Source organism: Bacillus sp. ISO11, from assembly GCF_003458115.1.
Lineage (GTDB): Bacteria > Bacillota > Bacilli > Bacillales > Bacillaceae_G > Bacillus_A > Bacillus_A cereus.
Genome location: NZ_QXCO01000003.1, coordinates 55415 through 76573, shown reverse-complemented (window position 1 = coordinate 76573; position 21159 = coordinate 55415). Strand labels below are relative to the sequence as shown.

Below are 21159 nucleotides of genomic sequence, written 5' to 3'. Positions count from 1 at the left end.
ATGAATATCATTTTCATTTAATATAGAATCGTTGCATGTAATTAGACATGAATTTTTTGTTAATATAATAGATTTCTATTAAGTTGTCACATTTAAGAACTATCATTAAATATTTTAAGAATTTAAACGTAGGAAAGGGTAATATAAAATGAACTGGAAAAAAGGCGGATTATGGGTTATTATTTTTTTTGTTGTAAAAGGCACGATTTCTACACTTTTAATCGTTACAGGTGCTAAATATTTTGATTTATCATTTATGCAACTTATCTTATTAATTCTGACCTTATTAGTGATTTCTCTAATAAGCCGAAAATTGCTGTATAGACATAAACAAAACAAAAAGCAAAAAGAGCTAAATATATAAGGAAGCCCCAGAGACCGTTGGATTTCTGGGGTTTTATTTTGATAGTTTTTTCGCATGTATATCAATTTAACAGAATAGGTTGTCCAAAATGATAAAATCGATGATGTTTAAAATGCGTCAGTTATTTTTAATAACGATTGATACCCGTATTTCTACAATCTATATAAATGGCTCAAGCTTCACATCTTATGAATTCCTTGAAGCGCTAAACTTAAGCAAAATAATGAACTATCCTATGGAAGAAAGTTGAGGGAGCCAATCGCATATGTTTTATTGAAAGGATGTGATTGAATTATGGAACGGCCGAATTGGGGAATTGGAGGATTAGTATTCGTTGGCTGTATGTTTCTTGGTGGAGGAGTGGGATCTATGTTAGGTAATGCCCAAACTGGATGGCTAATAGGAATGGGCGCTGGATTTCTTGGTATGGCTTTAACGAGACTGTTCAGAAAATAATGTAACTGGGATTCTTCTTCTGGTAAATAAGGAAATATGTAAGTAAGTCATGACATAAGAGTTCTATAAATTATAGTTAGAATCTTCTCTTTTGTATTTGTTTTTTCTAAATTTCTCCATACATAGATACGATTCTCAAGTCGGAGGATAGCACCTTAGGGTGTCTTTTTTATGCTTTTTAAAAATGTCTTACCATATAATAGCTGAGTTTTGCTTTCAGTCTCCGATGCCCATTAAGCATAGAATAAAAATTCTGCACCATTTAAACTCTGATAACAATTCATACAATCAAGAATAATTGAGTTAATAGCTTTCGGTAGATTGCCATCATTTTTTTTATAATAGATTAGATTCATTGCCGTTTCAGACCTATGTATGAATTCATAATCTAATAGTAAAAGGAGGAATGATTAAAGGTATGGCGGTTAATGAGGAATCAATTTGTCAACAGTTTGCAAGAATCATTGGCGGTCAAGAAGGATTCGCCGGTGGGAAATGCGTGGCAACAATAAACCGAGATGAAATACGAGCAACAATCTTGGGAAAACGTTTTAGAGTAACAACTTCCTTTTCATTCGAATCACGAGACAATAAAACCGGACGGGCATTATGCCTAGGCCGAGTAGCACTCTTACAAAAAGAAGTCACTGAATTTGTGGCGACAATTATTAAACAAGGAATAATCGTTTCGTCTATACACAATGAGTGGTTATGTGATGATCCAAATTTAATTTACGTTAATATCGAAGACGTTGATGATCCACTAAATTTTGCAAGAAAAGTGAGAAGAGCGTTATGCACGTAATCAATTTCTTTAGTTAAACGAGTCATTATATTAAATTGAAAAGTTCAGCGTGTTGGATGGTTTTATAAAACGAAAGAAGGTGTTTCATATTTGGAATGCCTTTTCTTTATGTTTTCGTTACTAATGTGGGTGGTTAACTGATTACATGCTGTTTATCTTGCAACAGCAAGAAAACTGGATGAGGTATCTTTAAAGGTGTTTGACTGTCTATAGATACCATATTTTATCAAATGTTATTAGCATATCATAAAACGATAAGGGAGAAATCGCCAGAGAAATACGTCAAATTAGTCATTCCTTCTATAATCTAAAGGGACGATTTGGTTTTCGAAAAATAATAGGTAAATCATTTGACAATTAAAATAATCTACTTTAATATATGTGCCATAGCATATATATGGTGAAACAAATACATTCATTGTGAATGATTGACTGGTATGCTGTATCCTTTTATATCTTAATTTATAGAGGTGATATATGAACTTACATGATTTAATAGGCTATCTTGTTCACCGTACTGATGTGAAAATGACCAATTATTTTACGAAGAAATTAAAGCCGTATGGAGTTACGCCAGAGCAGTGGGGGATTATTAGTGTTCTTTGTAGCCAAAGGAGCACTACTCAAAAAGAGTTGGCGGAAGCTATTGATAAAGATCAAACTACTGTTGTTAGAATGATACAGTCAATGGAGAGAAAAGGGATTGTAAGGAAGGCTTTGAATGACCAAGATAGGCGTTCACATAACCTTTTTTTAACTGAAAAAGGCGACGAGCTAAAGAAAACAATCTTGCCTGTAGTGAAAGACGCTCACCATTTCGTTACGAGTAATTTGAGCGAGGAAGAAATTAAAGTATTACAATCGTTATTAAACAAATTGTATGATACACACTATTAATATTTGTTCCTTATTGATGCTATGCTATTCATAAGGAACAAACTTTGTTTTAGGTATTATATATGCTGTAGCATATAATTTTTTGTTTGGACGAATGGGAAGATAACTTTATTTTGTATGATATCTGATTCAGGGTCACTTTTTTGCTTAGTACCAGTCAAATTTTTTGTATTATATATGCTATAGCATGTAATTTCTGGCCCTTTAATATTGAAAAGGGTAATGTAAATTGAAGCGACTTCCATACGGGTAATCTCAGGAAATAGGATAAAGGTAGTGACTACTATCTGAACAATACTGAGTTTTTACCAAATAATAAGAAAGGTGTGATTACTATTTTAATTTTCATCAATATTGTAAAAGTAGTGTTGTTTCTGTTCTTTTTAATGACAGGAACGAAAATTATATCCGGGAAAATGGCAGATGAGTTCAAACGATTTGGTTTACCTTCGTTTTTTAATTTCTTAACTGGAGCTTTTGAGATTGTAGGAGCGATTGGAATGTTGATAGGAATCTGGATTCCAGTAATAGCTTTATGGGCAGGAGTGTTATTAGCTGGTACGATGCTTGCAGCCGCATTAACTCTAATTGTATTAGCGAGAGATCCCTTTAAGAAAGCGATACCTGCACTTGTTTTGTTTGTCCTTAGTTTAGGGATAAGTTTGTATCACATTTTTTAAAAATAACCGAAAACTATTAAACTTTCACTTTATGCGTTCAAGTTACTATCATTATGTGATTATTTTACAAATAGGGGGATTCTCAAATTAGTGCTTGAATAATAATAGCAATACGGATTTAGACATTACTATCATTTGAATCATAATCAGTAAAAGAACGGGAAGAATTTTATATTAAAATAGGAGTGAGTGAAGGTGGCATATTTACTACAAGTTGATTTTCCGTTTGAAGGTCCTTTTGGTGAAGAAATGGAAAAAACATTTTGGGATTTAGCAAATAGTATTAACGAAGAAGAAGGATTTCACTGGAAAATATGGACTGAGAATGAAGAAAAAAAAGAAGCTGGAGGCATTTATGTATTTGAGGAAAAACAAGATGCTGAAAAATACGCTGAAATGCACAAGAACAGACTTGAAGCAGTTGGTGTTAAAGATATTAGAGTAAGAATTTTTAACATCAATGAAAAATTAACGGAACTGAATCGTGGGTATATTAAATAATTTCGACAGTCGGAGCAAGCGTAAAAAGGAGGGGGGATAATCCCCTCTTTTTTAATTCTTAAATTGACGGTGAGGGGACTTGCACAAAAAAATCCCTATATAAATAGGGATTTGTATATCGGTATATTGTTCCTTGGAAAAGGATGTATGAAGTGTAATATATGAGAGTTCTTACATTTGTGAAAGTGATGTAAAAGTACTTTAAAGAAATTTTATTGAAATAATTTCTTCTCCTTTAATTCTTTCAGTCTGCTTTTTCTTAACGTTCCATGCCCATCAAGCTAAGAAAACAGATGAACCCAAAAACAAAAAAACTTCGCAAAATTTGTGAGAGAAAAGGAGAGATAAAGGTATTTTAACCTTATCTCTCTTTTTCTATATTAATTTATTTTCAGGTAAGGAGTTGATTAGTTATTACTAGTAATAAGAACGTGAAGAAGTGTTGATGCCGGTTGGAACTGTTGTAAAGGTTGAGGGGGGATGCAAGGAAATATCAGAGATGTGCATGATGATTTGGCGCAGGGGTATTAATCCATCTTCTATGAAATCGTGGGATTATATAAGCAGTTATTATCCTGGGGATTTTAAAATAAAACCTACCTAATTATAGAAGTGATTTGAACGTAAGGAAATTGTAAGAAATGCATAAGAAAAAAGAAATTTTTATTATGTAGGATACAAATATAGAGAAGCACAAAAGAGGGAGGATAAATAGGATTTATTTATACGAAAACCAAACTAGTAATAAGTACATTCTAAATAAAAAAATCATTTATGGTACTAACATACATGTGAAAAAGAGAGGTTTTACCGTTTGTTACGACAGTAGGGATAAAGCCAGAATAGTAGTTTATGTGATGTTTGTAATTGAACAAATAAAAGATGAAATTAATCATTTATCTAAGGAGGCATTTTTTTATGGAAAATAAATTATCTGGGGTGTTAGCCGCTACTTTAGCTCTAACGATGAGCCTGCCAACAGGAGCGATAGCGTCTTCTAGCAGTAAGGCTCCGGTTGTATCTAGCCAAGCAGTTGCTAGCAAAGATTTGGAGAAGATTGCTGCAGAGAACGCTGAACTACTCACGAAGTCCTATGAGACGACTAGCGTGCAGTATGCGCTGATTGATAATGGTAAACTTATTTTGTCGGGGCAGACAGGCAAGAACGACATAGAAGGGAAAGAACCATTAACTAAAGATACTTTATACGGAATTGGTTCAACCAGTAAAGTATATACAGCAGCGGCTGTTATGAAACTAGTAGACGAAGGAAAAGTTGATTTGGATGCTCCTGTTACTGGCTATATTCCTGAGTTCAAAATGAAAGATAAACGATATAAACGCATTACACCGCGTATGCTGTTGAATCACTCCTCAGGTTTGCAAGGTTCGACGTTCAATAATGCATTTTTATTTAAAGATAATGATGCTTATGCCCATGATATCTTGTTGCAACAATTGTCCAACCAAAACTTGAAGGCAGACCCTGGCGCGTTTTCAGTATACTGTAATGACGGTTTTACGCTGGCTGAGATCTTGGTAGAAAGAGTCAGCGGTATGAGTTTTACTGAATTTCTACATCAAAAGTTTACAGAGCCATTAAAACTGAATCAAACGATAACATCGCAAGACAAATGGGAAGACGAAAAGCGGGCTGGACAGTATTCTCCGACATACCAGGGACAGCTTCCAAGTGAAATGGTAAATGTGATTGGTACGGGAGGAATCTCCTCTACTGCAGAAGATGTGGTGCGATTCTCACAAATATTTATGGGACTGGGAAAAGAAATTCTCTCTAATAAAGCAGTCAAGGCGATGGAACAAGAAGAATATAAAAAAGGAATGTGGCCAGGAGATAGCGGAAATATGTTCAACTATGGTCTTGGCTGGGATAGTGTGAAACTATACCCATTCAGTGAATATGGGATAAAAGCGTTGACTAAGGGTGGGGATACGATGCTGCAACATGCTACATTAGTCGTGCTTCCAGAACAGAAGATGGCAGCAGCTGTATTGTCCTCCGGTGGGAGCAGCATGACAAATCAACTGTTGGCAAATAAATTACTGCTAGCTAGGCTTAAAGAGAAAGGGGCAATTAAGGATATAAAACCAGATAAATCCTTCGGCAAGCCAGTCAAGGCTAAAGTGCCTCAAGATGTGGTAAAAAAAGCAGGATTGTATGGAAATATCCAAAGCCATTTCAAAATAGAGATTACGAAGAAGGGAGAACTGTTTTTACCAACTAAACCGGAAGAAAAATATGTATATACGGCGGATGGAAGCTTTATAAATGAAAAGGGTACTTCCAAGCTTAACTTCGTCACTGAGAAGAATGGAAAAGTTTATTTAAGAGAGAGCACATATGAATTATCACCGGGATTGGGGCAAAATGTGCTGACTCACTATTTAGCTCAGAAATTAGAAAACAATGTGTTACCGAAGAAAACAGCTGCTGCATGGGCGAAGCGCGAGGGCGGCAAGTTCTACCTTGTTAACGAAAAATTTAATTCTATAAATTATCTAGGACAACAAATACCTCTTAACACACAAATTACGATCAAGGATGGTTATTGGGACGGCAAAAAAATTACAGGTCCGAATACGGCGACGCATCAAATTCAGATTCCTGTGATGAATGGGAGGGATACGAAGGAAGCTCATTTCTATACAGAGAATGGTACTGAATATATGGAGATGGCCAGCTTTTTATACGTCAGTGAATCTAACGTAAAATCCCTTGATGCAGGTCAATTATCGAAAGTTACACTGCAAAAAAATGGGCATGCGAAATGGTTTACGATTCCGCAAGAGGCAGCAGGGAAAACGATGAATGTGGAGTTGCCATCAGGAAGTTCATTCGCGGTGTATGATGGGAATGGAGTATGCGTCAATTTTAGCGTTGTTAGTAATAATAACAAAGTGAAACTACCAGAGAACGGAACGGTTGTATTTGCTGGCGCACCGAACTCCGAATTTACAGTCGCATTGAACTAGCTACAACTCGGGATAGACTTCAATAAAACAGTGCGACATGGAAAAGATATTTTATTTGTATCTTAAGTATTACCTTAAATGATATTACACTTAAATTCTTAGCTTAATAGCAATGGGATAGCACCACATGTCTACTAACCTAAGAAAATAAATCAAACCCATGTCCATCAAGCTAGTAAAAATAAATACCCCAAAAATAGTAAAATTGACATTCTCATAGTAAAAATGTAAAAAATTATTGTTTAGGGGCAGCGTAAAACATTAGTTTGATAGCGATATGGCGCTACTCATAAAAAAAAGAAATAGGATAGAATATCCTATTTCTTTTTATTGATATAATAAAATGTAAAGAATAGATCCAAAGTAATGATAATAATTAGAAGTAACAAGTGTATAAGTGCATCAGTTTTTCCGTTTAGTAAAGACTTTACAAAGAAATCCCATTCTGTTTCATAGGGAGATTCTACCCAATTTCGTTGCAGACCTAACACCATTCCATTTATGAAATAGAAAATGCTTAATAGAATCCTTCCAACAAATAAGGCAGCTATTTTTATATTCCAATCCTTTATCTTGATTACATAAAGGATTGGAAATAGTATCAGTATCCAAAAAACAATAATAAAGACTGTATTTCCCATTCTCTCCTCCTAACAAAATGATTGTGTTTTTAATCTTGGTAAATTCTTAGGTTGGAGGTATGTTTCATTGTTACTGGTTAAAAACAAGGGTCGGAATTCCGGCTCCTTTTCTATTCCGCAAAATAAAGGTTTGCTTTATCTCTCCGTCTCAAAAAACTCAATCCACTCTCCATCAGGACCAGCGAAGAATATGTAACGTGTTCCATCTGGTAATGTTTCGATTTCTTCTCCTAGTAAAAAGGTTACTGCGTGTTTCTTCAGTCTTTCGATCTCATCCTCTAATGAATCCACTTTAAAGCAAATGTGATGTACTTTTCCTTCTGCCGGAAGAGAAGAGTTGTAGCCTTCAATGAGTTCTAGTATCGTTTCTTTTGATTCTTCTACACCTAAAAAAGCGAGTTTTAAGTCTGGATTCGGATGACCCATACGTTTCATGAGCTGTAAGCCGACTACTTCTTCATAAAATGAAATAGATGTTTCTAAGTTTGCAACCATAAGTCCGACGTGTTCAATTCTTCTAACTGGCATGTAGATTCCTTCTTTCTGAAAATTATATACAATATATTATTGAAAATTAAGAAAATAAGCAAGATAAAAACCTTACAAATTTTAGCGTGTTATATGGTATAGTGAGAAAGTATGTTTGGGGAGAAGGAAGGAGATTATACGATGAATACAACTACTCAAACTCCTTCATTATCGGAAACGATGAAAGAGTGGCATTATGCATTAGCATATGAAATTAAACATTGGAAAACGATAGGTGGTAGTAAAATTTCTATCATGAATGGTCGTTTTTTATATACAGATTATGAAAGTACAGTATACGTATTTCAGCTTATTTCGGAAGTAAGCTTACCTGAAGGTTCACCCATTCGAATTGAGTTTGATGGTGAGGAAGCGACAGGAGAAGTATTGTCTGTACATGGATTAGAAATAGAACTGAAATTAAATGATTATATACAAGGTGAAATACGAGAAGCTGTTTTATATAGTGAACCGTGGCAACTTTTAGAGCAACTACAAGAGAGGTTGAAAGAAGCACGTAAAGATAAGCTGAAACGTAATCGTATAAAGCGTCTTGTTGATGGGACGAGCAGTCCGAAACATATTGAGAAGATGAAAAATCCGAAAAATGAATTGGCGTATCGTTCGTTTTACAATCCGACGACGTACGTATGGGGACCACCAGGAACAGGGAAGTCTTACAATTTATCACGTATTATTTCAGCTCATTATCAAAAAGGAAAATCGGTACTTGTGTTGGCTCATAGTAATGCGGCAGTAGACGTATTAATGAGTGAAGTAACGAAGCAAATTGAGAAGAAAAAGAAATGGACGCCTGGCGAAATTGTTCGTTACGGTTATAGTCAACATGAACATATACGAAATCATGAAACGTTACTTGCGTCGAAGTTAGTTGAAACGACGAACGGATCTTGGGGTGAGGAAAGACTCTATTTAGAAGAGACACGACAAGATCTTCGTGAAAAAATCTTATCGTATAAAGCAACATCTGCTGATAAGAAGCGCATACAAGAGATTGAAAGTGATCTTCGAAAGCAAAAGGCTAAAATTAAAGAAGTAGAAAAAGAATATATTGAAAATGCGAAAGTAATCGGCGCAACTTTATCGAAATGTGCCATTGATTCACTTATTTATGAGCGTACATTTGATTTAGTTGTTGTAGATGAAGTAAGTATGGCATATGTTCCGCAAATTGCATTAGCTGCTTCACTTGGAAAACGTATCGTCGTTTGCGGTGACTTTTTACAGTTACCTCCGATTGCGATGGCAAATCATGAACTCGTTCGCAAATGGCTTGGGGAAGATATGTTTTACCATGCTGGGATTGTTGAGTCTGTTAATAAATCAGAAGCACATCCAAACCTATTTATGTTGCAGGAACAAAGACGTATGCATGCGGATATATCGAAGTTTACGAATTCGTTTATTTATAAAAATAGAGTATACGATCATCCGTCTGTTTCAGAGCGTAAAGAACTTGCGCAATTGCAGCCGTTCGCAAATGAAGCGAGTATTTTATTTGATACGAGCCAAATGGGAGCTTTTTCGTTAAAAGATGCTGCTTCTGGTTCACGTTTTAACATTATGTCTGGTTTAGTAGCGATGCAAATGATGTTAATCGGATTGTTAGACGGTGTGCAATCAATTGGTATTGTGACACCTTACAGGGCGCAGTCACGTTTCTTATCAACGTGTATTAGAGAAATGTTGCAGAGAACGAAATATCAAAACATACCAGTTTTAGCGGCGACAGTTCATAAGTTCCAAGGTTCTGAAAGAGATATGATGATTTTTGATACAGTGGATAGTTATCCGCAAGAACGCCCTGGTGTGTTATTCTTTGACCATAAAAATCATCGCCTAGTCAATGTTGCAGTGACAAGGGCGAGAGGGAAGTTCATTCAATTATCAGATTGTCATTATATGCGTAAAAACCTTTCAAGAAAACAAGCGTTATCACAATTAACAGCGCATATAGAACGTCACGGAGATGTGTATGATCGTACGACATCAAGACAATTGTGGGAACGGAAAATTTCAAAACGTTTACGCTGGTTTATGGAAACGAATCTTGAAGAGCCGAAAGGGTTATTGAAAGATATTTTAGCCGCAAAACGAAAAATTATTATTTCACTTCCAAGTACAAAACAAGTGGATAAACGAGTATGGCAAGCGTTAATGCGTACAAATGCGCAAATAACAGTGTATAGTGATGGACCAGTTCCAATGAAAAATGTAAAGTTACAAAGGCAAAATAAAGCATTCCCGTTTATCGTAATTGATGATGAAATTTTCTGGGCAGGCGCACCGCTTACATCTCAAATGATGTTTGAGGGGAGTACGGAATTTCCGTACGTATGTGCAAGACTGCAAGCACCTGAGACAATTGGTGTATTAAAAGGATTTTTAGATATTCGGTAAATTCAGATAGGAATTCCTTGACTTTTACTTGGAATGAACTTAGAATAAAAAATAATTTAATATAATTTTATGAAAATTCTTATCACGAGAGGTGGAGGGACTGGCCCTATGATACCTCGGCAGCGGATTCGTTATGAATACTGTGCCAATTCCAGCAAGGTAACTTGAAAGATAAGAAAGAAGCTCATTTTGACTGTATATACGGAAGCCTCTTTCTATCTTTTAGAAAGAGGCTTTTTTATGTGAAAATATAAGGGGGAAGAGAAATGGGAGCGACAGGAGTAACGTCACAAAGAAAAACAATTGAAGAGAGTATCGAAAGAAATAAGGAAAAGTACATAGAAACAAGTCATGATATTCATGCGAATCCGGAAATTGGTAACCAAGAGTTTTATGCATCTAGAACGTTAAGTTTATTGCTAGGCAGTGCAGGATTTCAGTTGCAGCACAATATAGCTGGACATGAAACGGGATTTATCGCGCGAAAAAGCTCTGGAAAACAAGGACCAGCAATCGCATTTTTAGCGGAGTACGACGCTTTACCAGGACTAGGCCATGCGTGTGGTCACAATTTAATCGGCACAATTAGCGTTGCAGCAGCAATTGCATTATCAGAAACGCTTGAAGAAATTGGCGGGGAAGTTGTCGTGTTCGGAACACCAGCTGAAGAAGGAGGACCGAACGGTAGCGCAAAATCGAGTTATGTAAAGGCAGGCTTATTTAAAAACATTGATGCGGCGCTTATGATTCATCCAAGCGGAAAGACAGCGACAACGAGTCCTTCACTAGCGGTCGATCCGCTTGATTTTCATTTTTACGGAAAAACAGCTCACGCTGCAGCTTCGCCAGAAGAAGGGATTAACGCATTAGATGCGGTTATTCAGCTCTATAACGGTATTAACGCACTTCGCCAACAACTTCCGTCAGACGTGAGAATTCATGGCGTCATTACAGAGGGAGGAAAAGCACCTAATATTATTCCTGACTATGCCGCAGCAAGATTCTTCATCCGTGCAGCAACGCGAAAAAGATGTGCAGAAGTAACAGAAAAAGTAAAAAATATCGCACAGGGAGCAGCATTAGCAACAGGTGCGAAAGTAAAAATCCATCAATTCCAAAATGAAATCGATGAATTACTCGTAACAAAAACATATAACGATATCGTAGCGGAAGAACTAGAACTATTAGGTGAAGATGTAAATCGTAAAGAAAGAGTAGGGATTGGTTCAACCGACGCAGGAAACGTAAGCCAAGTCGTACCGACAATTCATCCGTACATTAAAATCGGTCCAGATGATTTAATTGCACATACGAATGAATTTAGAGAAGCAGCACGTTCAGAACTTGGAGATAAAGCATTAATTACATCGGCAAAAGCACTAGCGAATACGGCATATCGATTAATTACGGAAGAAGGGTTGTTAGAGAAGGTGAAGGAGGAGTTTAGAGAAGCGCAGAAGAATCAGGGGTAGATGGTTAAAGGGAGTGGGGGATCCACTCCCTTTCTTTTTTGCGTAACACTGATGCTAAGATTTTTTTGCAGTAAAATCAATGTTAGTGGAACTTTTTTAATCAAACTTTTTTTAAAATTAACATAAATACTTGTAATATTTAAATTAGTACTATATAGTTCTAGTTATGACAAAGGTAAAATTAATGAATCAAAGACGTGTGATTGAAGTAGCTGCAACATTATTTTTAGAAAAAGGGTTTGCTTATACAAGTATGGATGAATTAGTACGTGTAAGCAAAGTTTCAAAGTCTAATGTGTATTATCATTTTTCTAATAAGGAACAATTATTAGAAGGAGTCGTTGATTATTGGATTGAAATGTATCAATCTGCAATTGATGACGTACTTTCTCAGAATCAATTTTTAGTTGAAGATCGTATCCAACTGTTTTTAAAGCAATTATCACAAGGAGTTCAGTCGAGAGAGTATAAGGGGAGCTGTCCATTTATTACTCTTTATATTCAAAGTCCTAAACAGGCCACGCAAATAAAAGAAAAAATAGGTCTTTTTTTTACAGGATTACAAAAGAAAGTTTCTCTATTACTTAAACAAGGGGTAGAGAATGGAGAATTTAGAAATACGATTCAGATTGATGAGGTTGCATCACTTTTTATTACAAATCTTGAAGGAGCGTTATTTATTTCAGAAACATTGAAGGATGCAACTGTAATCACGAAAACAGCAGATCATTTTTTAAAATTGCTTCGATAAAAGAAGCATTTTTTTTACATCAAATTAGTACTGAGTAGTACTAAAAGGGGGATTTTATATGAGAACAGTATTTTTAACTGGTGGAACAGGCTTTATTGGAAAGCAATTAGTGAAAGAATTAGCCAAAGAGGATGTTAAAATTCTTCTTTTAGTGAGGTCGAAAAGTAAAGCAATACGTCTTTTTCAAGAAAGAGGCATCTTAAAAAAGGAAGTTATGCACTTTATTGAAGGTGATTTGACGAAAATAGATTTAGGTCTAAGTGCTGAAGATAAGGAGAGGGTATTGAAAACGGATGTGATTATTCACGCAGGAGGCCCCATGGATATTCAAGCGACAAGTAAAGAGGCAGCTTCCGTATTTTTAAATGGTGCCAAACATATTAGTGAATTAGCTAAAAGTATTCATCAATTGAAGGGCTTGCAACAATTTATTCATGTTGTAGGTTATATGAGTCCCTTTGATGATAAAAATAGCAAGATTGCAATTGATGTGTTTAAAGAAGGAAACAGTTATTTGAAAATAAAAAATCCATATGAGGGAACAAAATTTTTAGCAGATCTTTATATCCGTCAGCAGGCATCAGCAGTAGGTTATCCGCTTTCTGTAATTAATCCACCAACTGTAGTCGGTAGTAGCAAAACAGGGAGTACAGAGCAGATAGCAGGATTAGGTTTGCTTGTGATGAGTATGCGAAGAGGGCTCATGCCAGTGATTCCTGGAGGTAAGGGATATAGGTTACCACTTATTTCAAACGATGAGTTTGCGAAGTTTATTGTGCAGGTTTTCAGGTTGGAGCAACCGACTATTCAAACATATACACTTGTTGAAGACAAACAGCACGATCAGAACATTGCTGAATTATTAAGTATTATGTCGGAAAGTATGAATATGAGGGCACCAAAGATCTCGGTTCCAATGCCGCTTATGAAAACAATTATGAATAGTGGAGTAAGTAAAATAACAAAAATTCCTTCTGATGGACTGAATTTTATTACAAAACGAAAATTTTCAAATGTTTCAGCGAAAAAAATTATGGGAGGGGATTGGTTTAAGAAGACGAGTGTAATGAAATTTCTCCCTGCCGTAGTAGCTGATCTGGATTATCGAATGATAGATCAAAATGGCCAGCATAATCATTTATTTAAACGAACATTATGCGATAACACTACCCTTTACCAATTACAAGGAGAGGGTAAACCGTTTATTTTATTACATGGTTTATTGAGTGATGGAGAGGATTTATTTCCTTTAGCACAAGAGCTTCATGAAAAAACTGGTCAACCTGTATGGATCTTGGATCTTCCAGGTTTGGGGCGTTCTCCTTTTAAACGAGATAAAAATCTTCTAAATATCTATTTGAATGTAGTGAAAAAGTTATTGGAGAAAGCTACGAATGGTGCACATCTAATTGGTCATTCATTCGGTGCATTTATTCTTCTGGAAGCATTGGTACAAGAGTACATAGATAAGAAGTATGCAATCACTTTACTTCAGCCACCTGTTGTTAAAAAAAATGCTAAATCGCTAAATGTTCCTCAATTTATGAACAAATGGACATTAAAACTGGCAACTACTAATTTCATAGAGCGATATTTATTAAGTAATGGTTTGTTTGAAAGTATAGAGAGCATCCCTGAACATTATATTGAAAAAATAAGGAACAGTTTTACTTCTCCTAGAATTTTAAATACTACGGTTCAGCTTAACAGTTTACTACTGAAAAACGATCAAGGTGATTTCAATGAAGTAACAAAGTATAATCTTCACATTATTTGGGGGGATTATGACAGAGGTTATTCTGCTCCATCGCATCTTGGTAAAGTTGATTTTGTTCCATATGGCCATCATTTTCCTCTTAGCCATCCGAGTGAAACGGCAACATTAGTAATAAAAAATAGTAATACTAGCATATGAGAGTGTGGGATAAATAAAAAGTGTGTAGTAAGATCGTTGTGTCTTTGAAATAAAATCGTACTGTGTGGGGTCTCGCGAACAAGACGCGAATTTTGCACGCTAAGCAAAAAAACAATAAGCTGCCCACATGGACAGCTTATTTACATTATTCTCGTTATTGGAAGTTATTTTAACTTTTCCTGATTCGAAAGAGTCAATCTTTGTTTTGTTTTTCTAACAGTTGAATAACCTTATCTAATTTTGTGCGACTGAATCTTGCTTTTTGCAATTGTTAGTACGACGAATTATACGTATAATGCCCCTAAACATTGCACAGATAATTACTAAAATAATAGCAACTCCTATGGAATAAATAGAGTTTTCCATAAGATAATTTATCAATAATTATTCTTTTTTCTCCGGCTGATAGGAAAGAATAACGACACCTGAACTGGTCGTTCTTGTTTCTATAAGTTTTAATGCTTTTGTCTTGTTCTGGTCTTTAAAGAGACGTTTTCCGCTCCCTACGATAACGGGATTGACTATAAAGTGATATTCATCAATGAGGTCATGTTGCATTAATGTTTGTGTAAGATCACTGCTGCCATAGATTAAAAGGTTCTGACCAGGTTGTTCCTTCAGTTTCGATATTTCTTCTACAATATTACCCTTGATAAGATTTGCATTCCATTCGGTTTTTTCCAAAGTTGTTGAAGCAACAAATTTAGGCATGCTGTTCATCTTATCAGCAAAACCCTCTTCATCAGTCATAGAAGGCCAAGCAGCTGCAAAACCTTGATAGGTTACTCGTCCTAGTAGAAGAGCTTCACTTTCAAACAGTAAATCGGATTGAAACTTTGCCACTTCTTCATTGAAGTATGGAGCAGTCCAAGCTGGTTCCTCCGTGACACCATCTAGTGAGAGGTACATCGATACAAGTATTTGTCCCATTTTGTTCTCCTTTAGTTTTAAATTGAGATTTTTACATATTGGTAACATAATTATTAATTCTTCAGCTAGAGAAATTCTCCCTTTTTAATAGTTTCGACAAAATATATTTATGTTTGTTTCGGAATAATCTAATATATTAATAACTTTGAAATATTGTATAACTTCTAATTTTTATGCATTATTGATTAGCGTTGCTTATTGTGCTAACGAATCAGGATAGTGTGGCGACCGACTGACTGACTAAATAGTTGCTTATCCTCAATTATTAGAAGGAAAGTTCTATCATTTCGCGAATTGATTAGACATAGACGAGTCCTATAATTTTCTATATATACATAAAGAGGTGACTACGTATGAATCAAAGACCGTCAGAAGAAGAATACGCCGGGAGCTCCGGTGAATATATCCGTTTGGTGCCGGACGGTAATATCATCGATATTCTGTTCGCCCAGGAAAAGCAAATGATCGAGCTACTGGCATCGTTGACCGAAAGCCAGGCCGCATATCGGTATGCGGAAGGAAAATGGACGCTGAAAGAAGTCGTGGGCCACATTGCAGACGCGGAACGCGTCATGACCTACCGCCTGCTCCGGTTCGCAAGAGGGGACCAGACGCCCCTGACTGGTTTCGATCAGGAATTGTTCATGCCCCCTTTCGGAAGTTGGACAACTGAGCAATTGGCCGAAGACTACCGGGCTGTACGGCAATCAACGATCACATTGCTGCGCGGGCTACCGGCGGAGGCGTGGACCCGCAAGGGCACAGCCAACAACCTAAGCATTACGGCGCGCGCCCTCGCGTACGGCATCGCAGGACACGAACTTCATCACATGGGGGTCATCCGAAACCGGTACTTGAGTTAATCGTCGGCTGAGGCCTTTTGAATGGAACTAACACCTTTCATACAATCTTAGATACCGTTCTTATTGGGGCCCGCCCCACAACCATCAACTTAAGGATTTAGACTATTTTTGAAATTGAAAGCACGTTACTATTCTCTTATGTTAATGAGAAAGGGTGACGTGCTTTTTATGATTATGCACTAAAAACAAGAGTTATCTTTATTTGCCGAAGAGTTATATCGATTTTTCTCATTTTGGGGTATTTGTTTTTCTTAGATTGATGGTGATGGGGCACTACTCTATAATGATCAAATTAAAATTTAAAATAGTTATAGAGACTCCATTTCTCGGAAATATTGTAACTATTAAGTTGTAAAAAGATATAATGGGAGGAAGTTTTTCTAAATCAAAAAAATTGATTAATAAGTTGCATAATAAACTCACTAGCGTATATACTATAAACATCAAAAAAAGTTGATGAAGGGAAGTGAACTACAGTGGCACAAAATTTTCAGTTATATGAGAAAAAGTTTAAAGCGTTGGCTGATCAAAAACGTTTAGAAATCATGTATGAACTTTGCCAGCGAGGCCAGACTTGTGTATGTGATTTAACAGAGATTTTTGAAATGACGCAATCTAAATTGTCCTATCATTTAAAGATTTTATTAGATGCAGGTTTAATTGTAAAAGAAACAAAAGGTACGTGGAGTTATTATGATTTAAATGATGCGGAAGTGAATAATTTGTTATCAGAAGAATTGTGCTGTATCTTTAGAAAAACAGGCAAAGGTAGTTGTTGTTAAAATTTTGCGTTATTAATCAAAAAAAATTGATTAATAACATATAAAGAGGAGGAATAAGCTATGAGATATGTTCATGTCGGTATAAATGTTACGGATTTAGAGAAGTCTATTGAATTCTACGAAAAGGTATTTTGTGTGTCACCAGTTAAGGTGAAAGTAGATTATGCAAAATTTTTATTAGAGACGCCAGGACTTAATTTCACGCTAAACGTACGAGATGAAGTGAAGGGAAATCAGGTAAATCATTTCGGTTTCCAAGTGGATACAGCTGAAGAAATTACGTTACATAAAGAAAGATTAGAAAAAGAAGGTTTCTTTGCGCGTGATGAGATGGATACGACTTGTTGCTATGCGGTTCAAGATAAGTTTTGGGTAACGGATCCTGATGGGAACGAGTGGGAATTCTTTTATACAAAAGCACAGAGTGATGTTCATAAAATAGAAGAGGCACCTTGTTGCACGACTTCTAACGTAGTAGAACAAAATTCTTGTTGTTAATAGGAGATGGAAAATAAAATGAAACGTTTATCTTTTCTAGATCGATATTTAACACTATGGATTTTTCTAGCTATGGCTGTTGGGATTGGTTTAGGGTTTGTATTTCCTAGTGTAGTAGACGGATTGAATACATTACAAGTTGGAACAACGTCTATCCCGCTAGCTGTTGGTTTAATTGTCATGATGTATCCACCGTTAGCGAAAGTTCGTTACGAGGAAATGGGCCGCGTATTTAAAGATGTAAAAGTATTGGTTTTATCTTTAGTACAAAACTGGATTATTGGACCTGTACTTATGTTTGTTTTAGCAATTATTTTTCTTCCTGATAAGCCAGAATACATGGTCGGACTCATTATGATTGGTTTAGCACGTTGTATTGCAATGGTAATTGTTTGGAACGATCTTGCAGATGGGGATAAAGAGTATGCAGCAGGTTTAGTGGCTTTTAACTCAGTATTTCAAATGTTATTCTTCTCCGTTTATGCATACGTGTTTGTAACAGTCATTCCAGAATGGTTAGGGATTGAAGGGGCTATTGTCGATATTACAATGGGAGAAGTAGCGAAATCAGTATTTATCTATTTGGGAATTCCTTTTATAGCAGGCATGTTAACACGTTTTGTACTCGTTAAGTTAAAAGGAAGAGAATGGTATGAAAAGGTGTTTATACCGAAGATTAGTCCACTTACATTACTTGCATTATTATTTACAATCATCATTATGTTCTCTTTAAAAGGGGAGATGATTGTTAGCGTACCATTAGATGTGGTAAGAATAGCGATTCCGTTATTAATCTATTTTATTGTAATGTTTTTTGTATCTTTCTTTATGGGAAGAAAAATTGGTGCAAACTATCCGGTGACGACAACGTTAGCATTTACAGCAGGTAGTAATAACTTTGAGTTAGCAATTGCTGTAGCAGTTGGGGTGTTTGGTATTCATTCAGGCGCAGCATTTGCAGCAGTTATCGGACCATTAGTTGAAGTACCTGTAATGATTGCACTTGTAAACGTTGCTTTTTGGTTTAAACGTAAATATTTTAATGACCAACCAGTCTAAATATAAAATAAAGGTGGAAAATACCATGGAAAACAAAAAGACAATCTATTTCTTATGTACAGGAAATTCATGCCGAAGCCAAATGGCAGAAGCGTGGGGCAAACAATATTTAGGTGATAAATGGAATGTATATTCTGCAGGAATTGAAGCACATGGAGTAAATCCAAATGCAATTAAAGCAATGAACGAAGTAAATATCGACATAACAAATCAAACATCAGATATAATTGATGCAAACATTTTAAATAGTGCTGATTTAGTCGTTACGCTGTGTAGTCATGCGGATTCTGTTTGTCCATCTACTCCGCCGCATGTAAATCGTGTTCATTGGGGATTTGATGATCCAGCAGGAAAAGAGTGGTCCGAATTTCAACGTGTTCGTGCTGAAATTGGTGAACGTATAAAGCGATTCTCTGAAACAGGGGAGTAAATAAAGGAAAGAGTCAATCTTCTATCTTATAGGGGATTGGCTCTTTTTTTATTGTACATAGTCATGACTGTATTGGTTCGCATAAATTACCGGAAAATAGAGGGTATTCTATTGAATTGATAAAATTAGAAATCTATTTAATCATGTAGGTGTTCACAAATAATAAATTCATTTAAAAGATAATATAGTTGTTTAGAATTAGAGATGGTATGATGAATAATTACAATATCTTCCTTGTTTTATGTATAATTTAATAAAGGGATTTTTGGATATTGAAATAAAGGGTAGTATATTAGCGCAAGGGGGAGAATGATGGATAAGTTGTTACAAGAAATTATAAATTGGTTAAGGATGAGCGATGAAAAAATTGTTATTGGTATTTCAGGACATGGTGCAGCTGGAAAAACAACGTTTGCTAATAGACTCGTAAATCTACTAAATCAAAATGAAGCAAATTATATTAATACAGATCCTTACATTGTCAGTTCAGATATCCGTAAGCATGCAGTGATTCACTATACATATCAAAATGAAAATCATCGTTATAAAATGACAGCTTGTCATCCAGCGGCACACCATTTGGCAGCTTTAGAAAGAGATATTCAGATGGTTAGAGCTGGGCTAGATTTTTATACGATAGATACGCATTATATGAAAAGTAAGTTAATTTCTTCGAAAAATAAAGTAACGATTGTGGAGGGAATGAGTGCCGCATTTATTAACCCTGATTTATTTGATTTGAAAATTTATTTTTATACAGATGGCGAAACGGAACTAATGAGAAGATCAAGCCGGGATATAGCTGAAAGGGGAGCGGATATAAGTTATTTAAGGCAGTCTCATGAAGAACGACGGATTCAATATGAAGTATTTATGCATTCGTATAGTCAGCGTTTTGATATCATTATCAAAACTTCTGATGAAACAATATGTTTAGAAAAGAATACATTTGAGTTTTATAAAATTTAAATGAAAATCCTCACTTTGTTAATTACATTATGACGGTTAATTTTTCTTACGGAGTACTTGTATTAAACAAATGTATTATTTAATCAATAATACATTCATTATGAAATATCTAAATTTAAAAAAAGATTTAGTAGCCTTCTTTCATCTATATAGATAGAAGGCTACTGTAATTTTTGCATGAAAGGAGAATAGAATGAAACACATAATAAAAGACATATTAATAAATTATTTTAAAGAAATTCATTCACTAGCAGTGGAAGAAGAATTGTATAAGGATAGGTGGAATACGGATCTGCATTATAAAATAATGGTAAATGGAAAGCGATATTCCGCAAGATTTATAAATAGCAAGCGAACAATCAATCCAGCCTTTGGGGCGTTATCAAACGAACAACTGATAGAGCAAGTACGGTTTACCTATTATTTACGCGAACATGAAATTCCTTTTATGCAGATAAACAAGAATAGGGCAGGAGAGCCATTTACACTTGTCGCTTGGAATGATGAACAATACCGATTTGTATTGTCTAATTGGATTGAGGGAGAACATATTACGCATTGCACAGAAAACATTGTAGAAGCCTTCGGAAAGGAAGCAAGAAAGATTCATGATATTTCTTGCGCATTTCAAAGCTCGATTTTTCAAAAGATATCTCATTTGGATGGGTATGTTGAGTTTATTAATATGTTAGAAAGTAGGGCAAGCGCATGTAAGGAATTGCGGGAGTATATAGATCTTGCTAAATATCATATAGAGTGCGCATATACGAGTGAACTAGAATTTATCGTACAAACAGATTTAAATCCTTTGAATGTTTTATGGGGCTCAAGTCAAAAGGTAAAAGGAATTGTGGATTTTGAATCTATTAGTTATGTTGACCGCATTGAAGGACTAGCCTTTTTAATAAAATGGTATTCTCGAACAGAAGGAGTACAGTCTCATGAGGTGTGTTCGAAGGTTGCTAGTTCATTTTTAGTAGGGTATAAGGCCCATAATATTTTAACACCAAATGATTATAAGAGATTTTCTTCCTTGTTATGGTTATCCGGTAGTTTGAATTGGAATTTTGTGAAGAAAACGCTAGGTGTAATAAGTGATGAGAGGGAATTAGAAGAACATTTGGAAGTTTATAGAGTGAGGGGAGAAAGACTATCTTCATTATTAACTTGTACATAACATGTATTCTCCTAGTCTGGGACTCA

21 protein-coding genes, 1 pseudogene and 1 riboswitch are annotated in these 21159 nt (G+C 35.5%); of the genes and pseudogenes, 18 read left to right on the top strand and 4 right to left on the bottom strand.

The window, feature by feature from the left end; genetic code table 11:
- Window positions 1-148: 148 nt before the first annotated feature.
- The 7 genes from D1166_RS04120 (at window position 149) to D1166_RS04095 (ending at window position 6697) form a co-directional block, all read left to right on the top strand.
- Window positions 149-364: a hypothetical protein gene (locus D1166_RS04120; RefSeq protein WP_001104104.1), complete on the top strand. Its 216-nt coding sequence runs from the start codon at window positions 149-151 to the stop codon at window positions 362-364.
- Window positions 365-658: 294 nt separating this feature from the next.
- Entirely contained in the window at window positions 659-820 is a 162-nt protein-coding gene (locus D1166_RS31155; protein WP_000441008.1) for a hypothetical protein, read from the top strand.
- 418 nt (window positions 821-1238) lie between these two features.
- Entirely contained in the window at window positions 1239-1625 is a 387-nt protein-coding gene (locus D1166_RS04115; protein ID WP_001986336.1) for a DUF1259 domain-containing protein, read from the top strand.
- 477 nt (window positions 1626-2102) lie between these two features.
- Entirely contained in the window at window positions 2103-2522 is a 420-nt protein-coding gene (locus tag D1166_RS04110; protein WP_001048566.1) for a MarR family winged helix-turn-helix transcriptional regulator, read from the top strand.
- Window positions 2523-2851: 329 nt separating this feature from the next.
- Complete coding sequence (locus tag D1166_RS04105) at window positions 2852-3202, top strand: DoxX family protein (protein WP_029960785.1); 351 nt, start codon at window positions 2852-2854, stop codon at window positions 3200-3202.
- A 195-nt stretch (window positions 3203-3397) separates the two neighbouring features.
- Window positions 3398-3703 carry a monooxygenase gene (locus tag D1166_RS04100; protein WP_000323774.1) on the top strand — a complete coding sequence of 102 codons (306 nt, stop codon included), beginning with the start codon at window positions 3398-3400 and terminating at the stop codon, window positions 3701-3703.
- A 918-nt stretch (window positions 3704-4621) separates the two neighbouring features.
- Window positions 4622-6697, top strand: coding sequence for a serine hydrolase domain-containing protein (locus D1166_RS04095; RefSeq protein ID WP_000428427.1), 2076 nt, complete (start codon window positions 4622-4624; stop codon window positions 6695-6697).
- 317 nt (window positions 6698-7014) lie between these two features.
- Here the strand turns inward: D1166_RS04095 and D1166_RS04090 are convergent, their stop codons facing one another.
- Together D1166_RS04090 and D1166_RS04085 are read right to left on the bottom strand one after the other, a co-directional pair.
- Complete coding sequence (locus tag D1166_RS04090; protein ID WP_000528634.1) at window positions 7015-7338, bottom strand: hypothetical protein; 324 nt, start codon at window positions 7336-7338, stop codon at window positions 7015-7017.
- Window positions 7339-7473: 135 nt separating this feature from the next.
- A complete protein-coding gene (locus D1166_RS04085; protein ID WP_001145284.1) occupies window positions 7474-7866 on the bottom strand; it encodes a VOC family protein in 393 nt (130 codons plus the stop codon).
- Between the two features lie 111 nt (window positions 7867-7977).
- On the opposite strand from D1166_RS04085, the gene D1166_RS04080 reads away from it, so the two are divergent.
- From D1166_RS04080 to D1166_RS04065, 4 genes are all read left to right on the top strand, one after another.
- Window positions 7978-10287 (top strand): AAA domain-containing protein, encoded by a 2310-nt coding sequence (locus D1166_RS04080; RefSeq protein ID WP_118043251.1) that lies wholly within the window; start codon window positions 7978-7980, stop codon window positions 10285-10287.
- 76 nt (window positions 10288-10363) lie between these two features.
- Window positions 10364-10465, top strand: a riboswitch (SAM riboswitch).
- Between the two features lie 88 nt (window positions 10466-10553).
- Window positions 10554-11759: a M20 family metallopeptidase gene (locus D1166_RS04075; protein WP_088361167.1), complete on the top strand. Its 1206-nt coding sequence runs from the start codon at window positions 10554-10556 to the stop codon at window positions 11757-11759.
- A gap of 184 nt (window positions 11760-11943) precedes the next feature.
- Window positions 11944-12510: a TetR/AcrR family transcriptional regulator gene (locus D1166_RS04070; RefSeq protein WP_001076335.1), complete on the top strand. Its 567-nt coding sequence runs from the start codon at window positions 11944-11946 to the stop codon at window positions 12508-12510.
- 58 nt (window positions 12511-12568) lie between these two features.
- On the top strand, window positions 12569-14425 hold the full coding sequence (locus D1166_RS04065; RefSeq protein ID WP_088361166.1) for an alpha/beta fold hydrolase: 1857 nt from the start codon (window positions 12569-12571) through the stop codon (window positions 14423-14425).
- 193 nt (window positions 14426-14618) lie between these two features.
- Here D1166_RS04065 and D1166_RS31690 read toward each other — a convergent pair.
- Window positions 14619-14791: pseudogene (locus tag D1166_RS31690) on the bottom strand (DUF4083 family protein).
- Between the two features lie 18 nt (window positions 14792-14809).
- Window positions 14810-15355 carry a dihydrofolate reductase family protein gene (locus tag D1166_RS04055; protein WP_000529800.1) on the bottom strand — a complete coding sequence of 182 codons (546 nt, stop codon included), beginning with the start codon at window positions 15353-15355 and terminating at the stop codon, window positions 14810-14812.
- A 353-nt stretch (window positions 15356-15708) separates the two neighbouring features.
- Between D1166_RS04055 and D1166_RS04050 the strand changes: the two genes are divergently transcribed.
- From D1166_RS04050 to D1166_RS04020, 7 genes are all read left to right on the top strand, one after another.
- Complete coding sequence (locus D1166_RS04050; RefSeq protein WP_001076307.1) at window positions 15709-16218, top strand: DinB family protein; 510 nt, start codon at window positions 15709-15711, stop codon at window positions 16216-16218.
- 476 nt (window positions 16219-16694) lie between these two features.
- Window positions 16695-17000: an arsenical resistance operon transcriptional regulator ArsR gene (gene arsR, locus D1166_RS04045; protein WP_000068188.1), complete on the top strand. Its 306-nt coding sequence runs from the start codon at window positions 16695-16697 to the stop codon at window positions 16998-17000.
- 60 nt (window positions 17001-17060) lie between these two features.
- Window positions 17061-17498: an ArsI/CadI family heavy metal resistance metalloenzyme gene (locus D1166_RS04040; RefSeq protein WP_050821974.1), complete on the top strand. Its 438-nt coding sequence runs from the start codon at window positions 17061-17063 to the stop codon at window positions 17496-17498.
- An 18-nt stretch (window positions 17499-17516) separates the two neighbouring features.
- Window positions 17517-18557, top strand: coding sequence for an ACR3 family arsenite efflux transporter (gene arsB / locus D1166_RS04035; RefSeq protein ID WP_000826557.1), 1041 nt, complete (start codon window positions 17517-17519; stop codon window positions 18555-18557).
- 25 nt (window positions 18558-18582) lie between these two features.
- A complete protein-coding gene (gene arsC, locus D1166_RS04030) occupies window positions 18583-18987 on the top strand; it encodes an arsenate reductase (thioredoxin) (protein WP_088361164.1) in 405 nt (134 codons plus the stop codon).
- A gap of 312 nt (window positions 18988-19299) precedes the next feature.
- Window positions 19300-19956, top strand: a complete 657-nt coding sequence (locus tag D1166_RS04025; RefSeq protein ID WP_000359532.1) for a uridine kinase family protein — start codon at window positions 19300-19302, stop codon at window positions 19954-19956.
- Between the two features lie 193 nt (window positions 19957-20149).
- The gene (locus D1166_RS04020) at window positions 20150-21133 is read left to right on the top strand and encodes a phosphotransferase (protein ID WP_000680475.1); all 984 of its coding nucleotides are present in this window, start codon (window positions 20150-20152) and stop codon (window positions 21131-21133) included.
- The last annotated feature ends 26 nt before the right edge of the window (window positions 21134-21159 follow it).

Excerpts from the sequence above, each read along its gene's own strand:
- D1166_RS04095 (WP_000428427.1), top strand. The coding sequence starts at position 4,622 with ATGGAAAATAAATTATCTGGGGTGTTAGCCGCTACTTTAGCTCTAACG.
- D1166_RS04085 (WP_001145284.1), bottom strand. The coding sequence starts at position 7,866 with ATGCCAGTTAGAAGAATTGAACACGTCGGACTTATGGTTGCAAACTTA.
- arsB (WP_000826557.1), top strand. The coding sequence starts at position 17,517 with ATGAAACGTTTATCTTTTCTAGATCGATATTTAACACTATGGATTTTT.
- D1166_RS04120 (WP_001104104.1), top strand. The coding sequence starts at position 149 with ATGAACTGGAAAAAAGGCGGATTATGGGTTATTATTTTTTTTGTTGTA.
- D1166_RS04070 (WP_001076335.1), top strand. The coding sequence starts at position 11,944 with ATGAATCAAAGACGTGTGATTGAAGTAGCTGCAACATTATTTTTAGAA.
- D1166_RS04025 (WP_000359532.1), top strand. The coding sequence starts at position 19,300 with ATGGATAAGTTGTTACAAGAAATTATAAATTGGTTAAGGATGAGCGAT.
- D1166_RS31155 (WP_000441008.1), top strand. The coding sequence starts at position 659 with ATGGAACGGCCGAATTGGGGAATTGGAGGATTAGTATTCGTTGGCTGT.
- D1166_RS04055 (WP_000529800.1), bottom strand. The coding sequence starts at position 15,355 with ATGGGACAAATACTTGTATCGATGTACCTCTCACTAGATGGTGTCACG.
- arsC (WP_088361164.1), top strand. The coding sequence starts at position 18,583 with ATGGAAAACAAAAAGACAATCTATTTCTTATGTACAGGAAATTCATGC.
- D1166_RS04080 (WP_118043251.1), top strand. The coding sequence starts at position 7,978 with ATGTTTGGGGAGAAGGAAGGAGATTATACGATGAATACAACTACTCAA.
- D1166_RS04110 (WP_001048566.1), top strand. The coding sequence starts at position 2,103 with ATGAACTTACATGATTTAATAGGCTATCTTGTTCACCGTACTGATGTG.
- D1166_RS04065 (WP_088361166.1), top strand. The coding sequence starts at position 12,569 with ATGAGAACAGTATTTTTAACTGGTGGAACAGGCTTTATTGGAAAGCAA.
- D1166_RS04050 (WP_001076307.1), top strand. The coding sequence starts at position 15,709 with ATGAATCAAAGACCGTCAGAAGAAGAATACGCCGGGAGCTCCGGTGAA.
- D1166_RS04075 (WP_088361167.1), top strand. The coding sequence starts at position 10,554 with ATGGGAGCGACAGGAGTAACGTCACAAAGAAAAACAATTGAAGAGAGT.
- D1166_RS04040 (WP_050821974.1), top strand. The coding sequence starts at position 17,061 with ATGAGATATGTTCATGTCGGTATAAATGTTACGGATTTAGAGAAGTCT.
- D1166_RS04090 (WP_000528634.1), bottom strand. The coding sequence starts at position 7,338 with ATGGGAAATACAGTCTTTATTATTGTTTTTTGGATACTGATACTATTT.
- D1166_RS04115 (WP_001986336.1), top strand. The coding sequence starts at position 1,239 with ATGGCGGTTAATGAGGAATCAATTTGTCAACAGTTTGCAAGAATCATT.
- D1166_RS04020 (WP_000680475.1), top strand. The coding sequence starts at position 20,150 with ATGAAACACATAATAAAAGACATATTAATAAATTATTTTAAAGAAATT.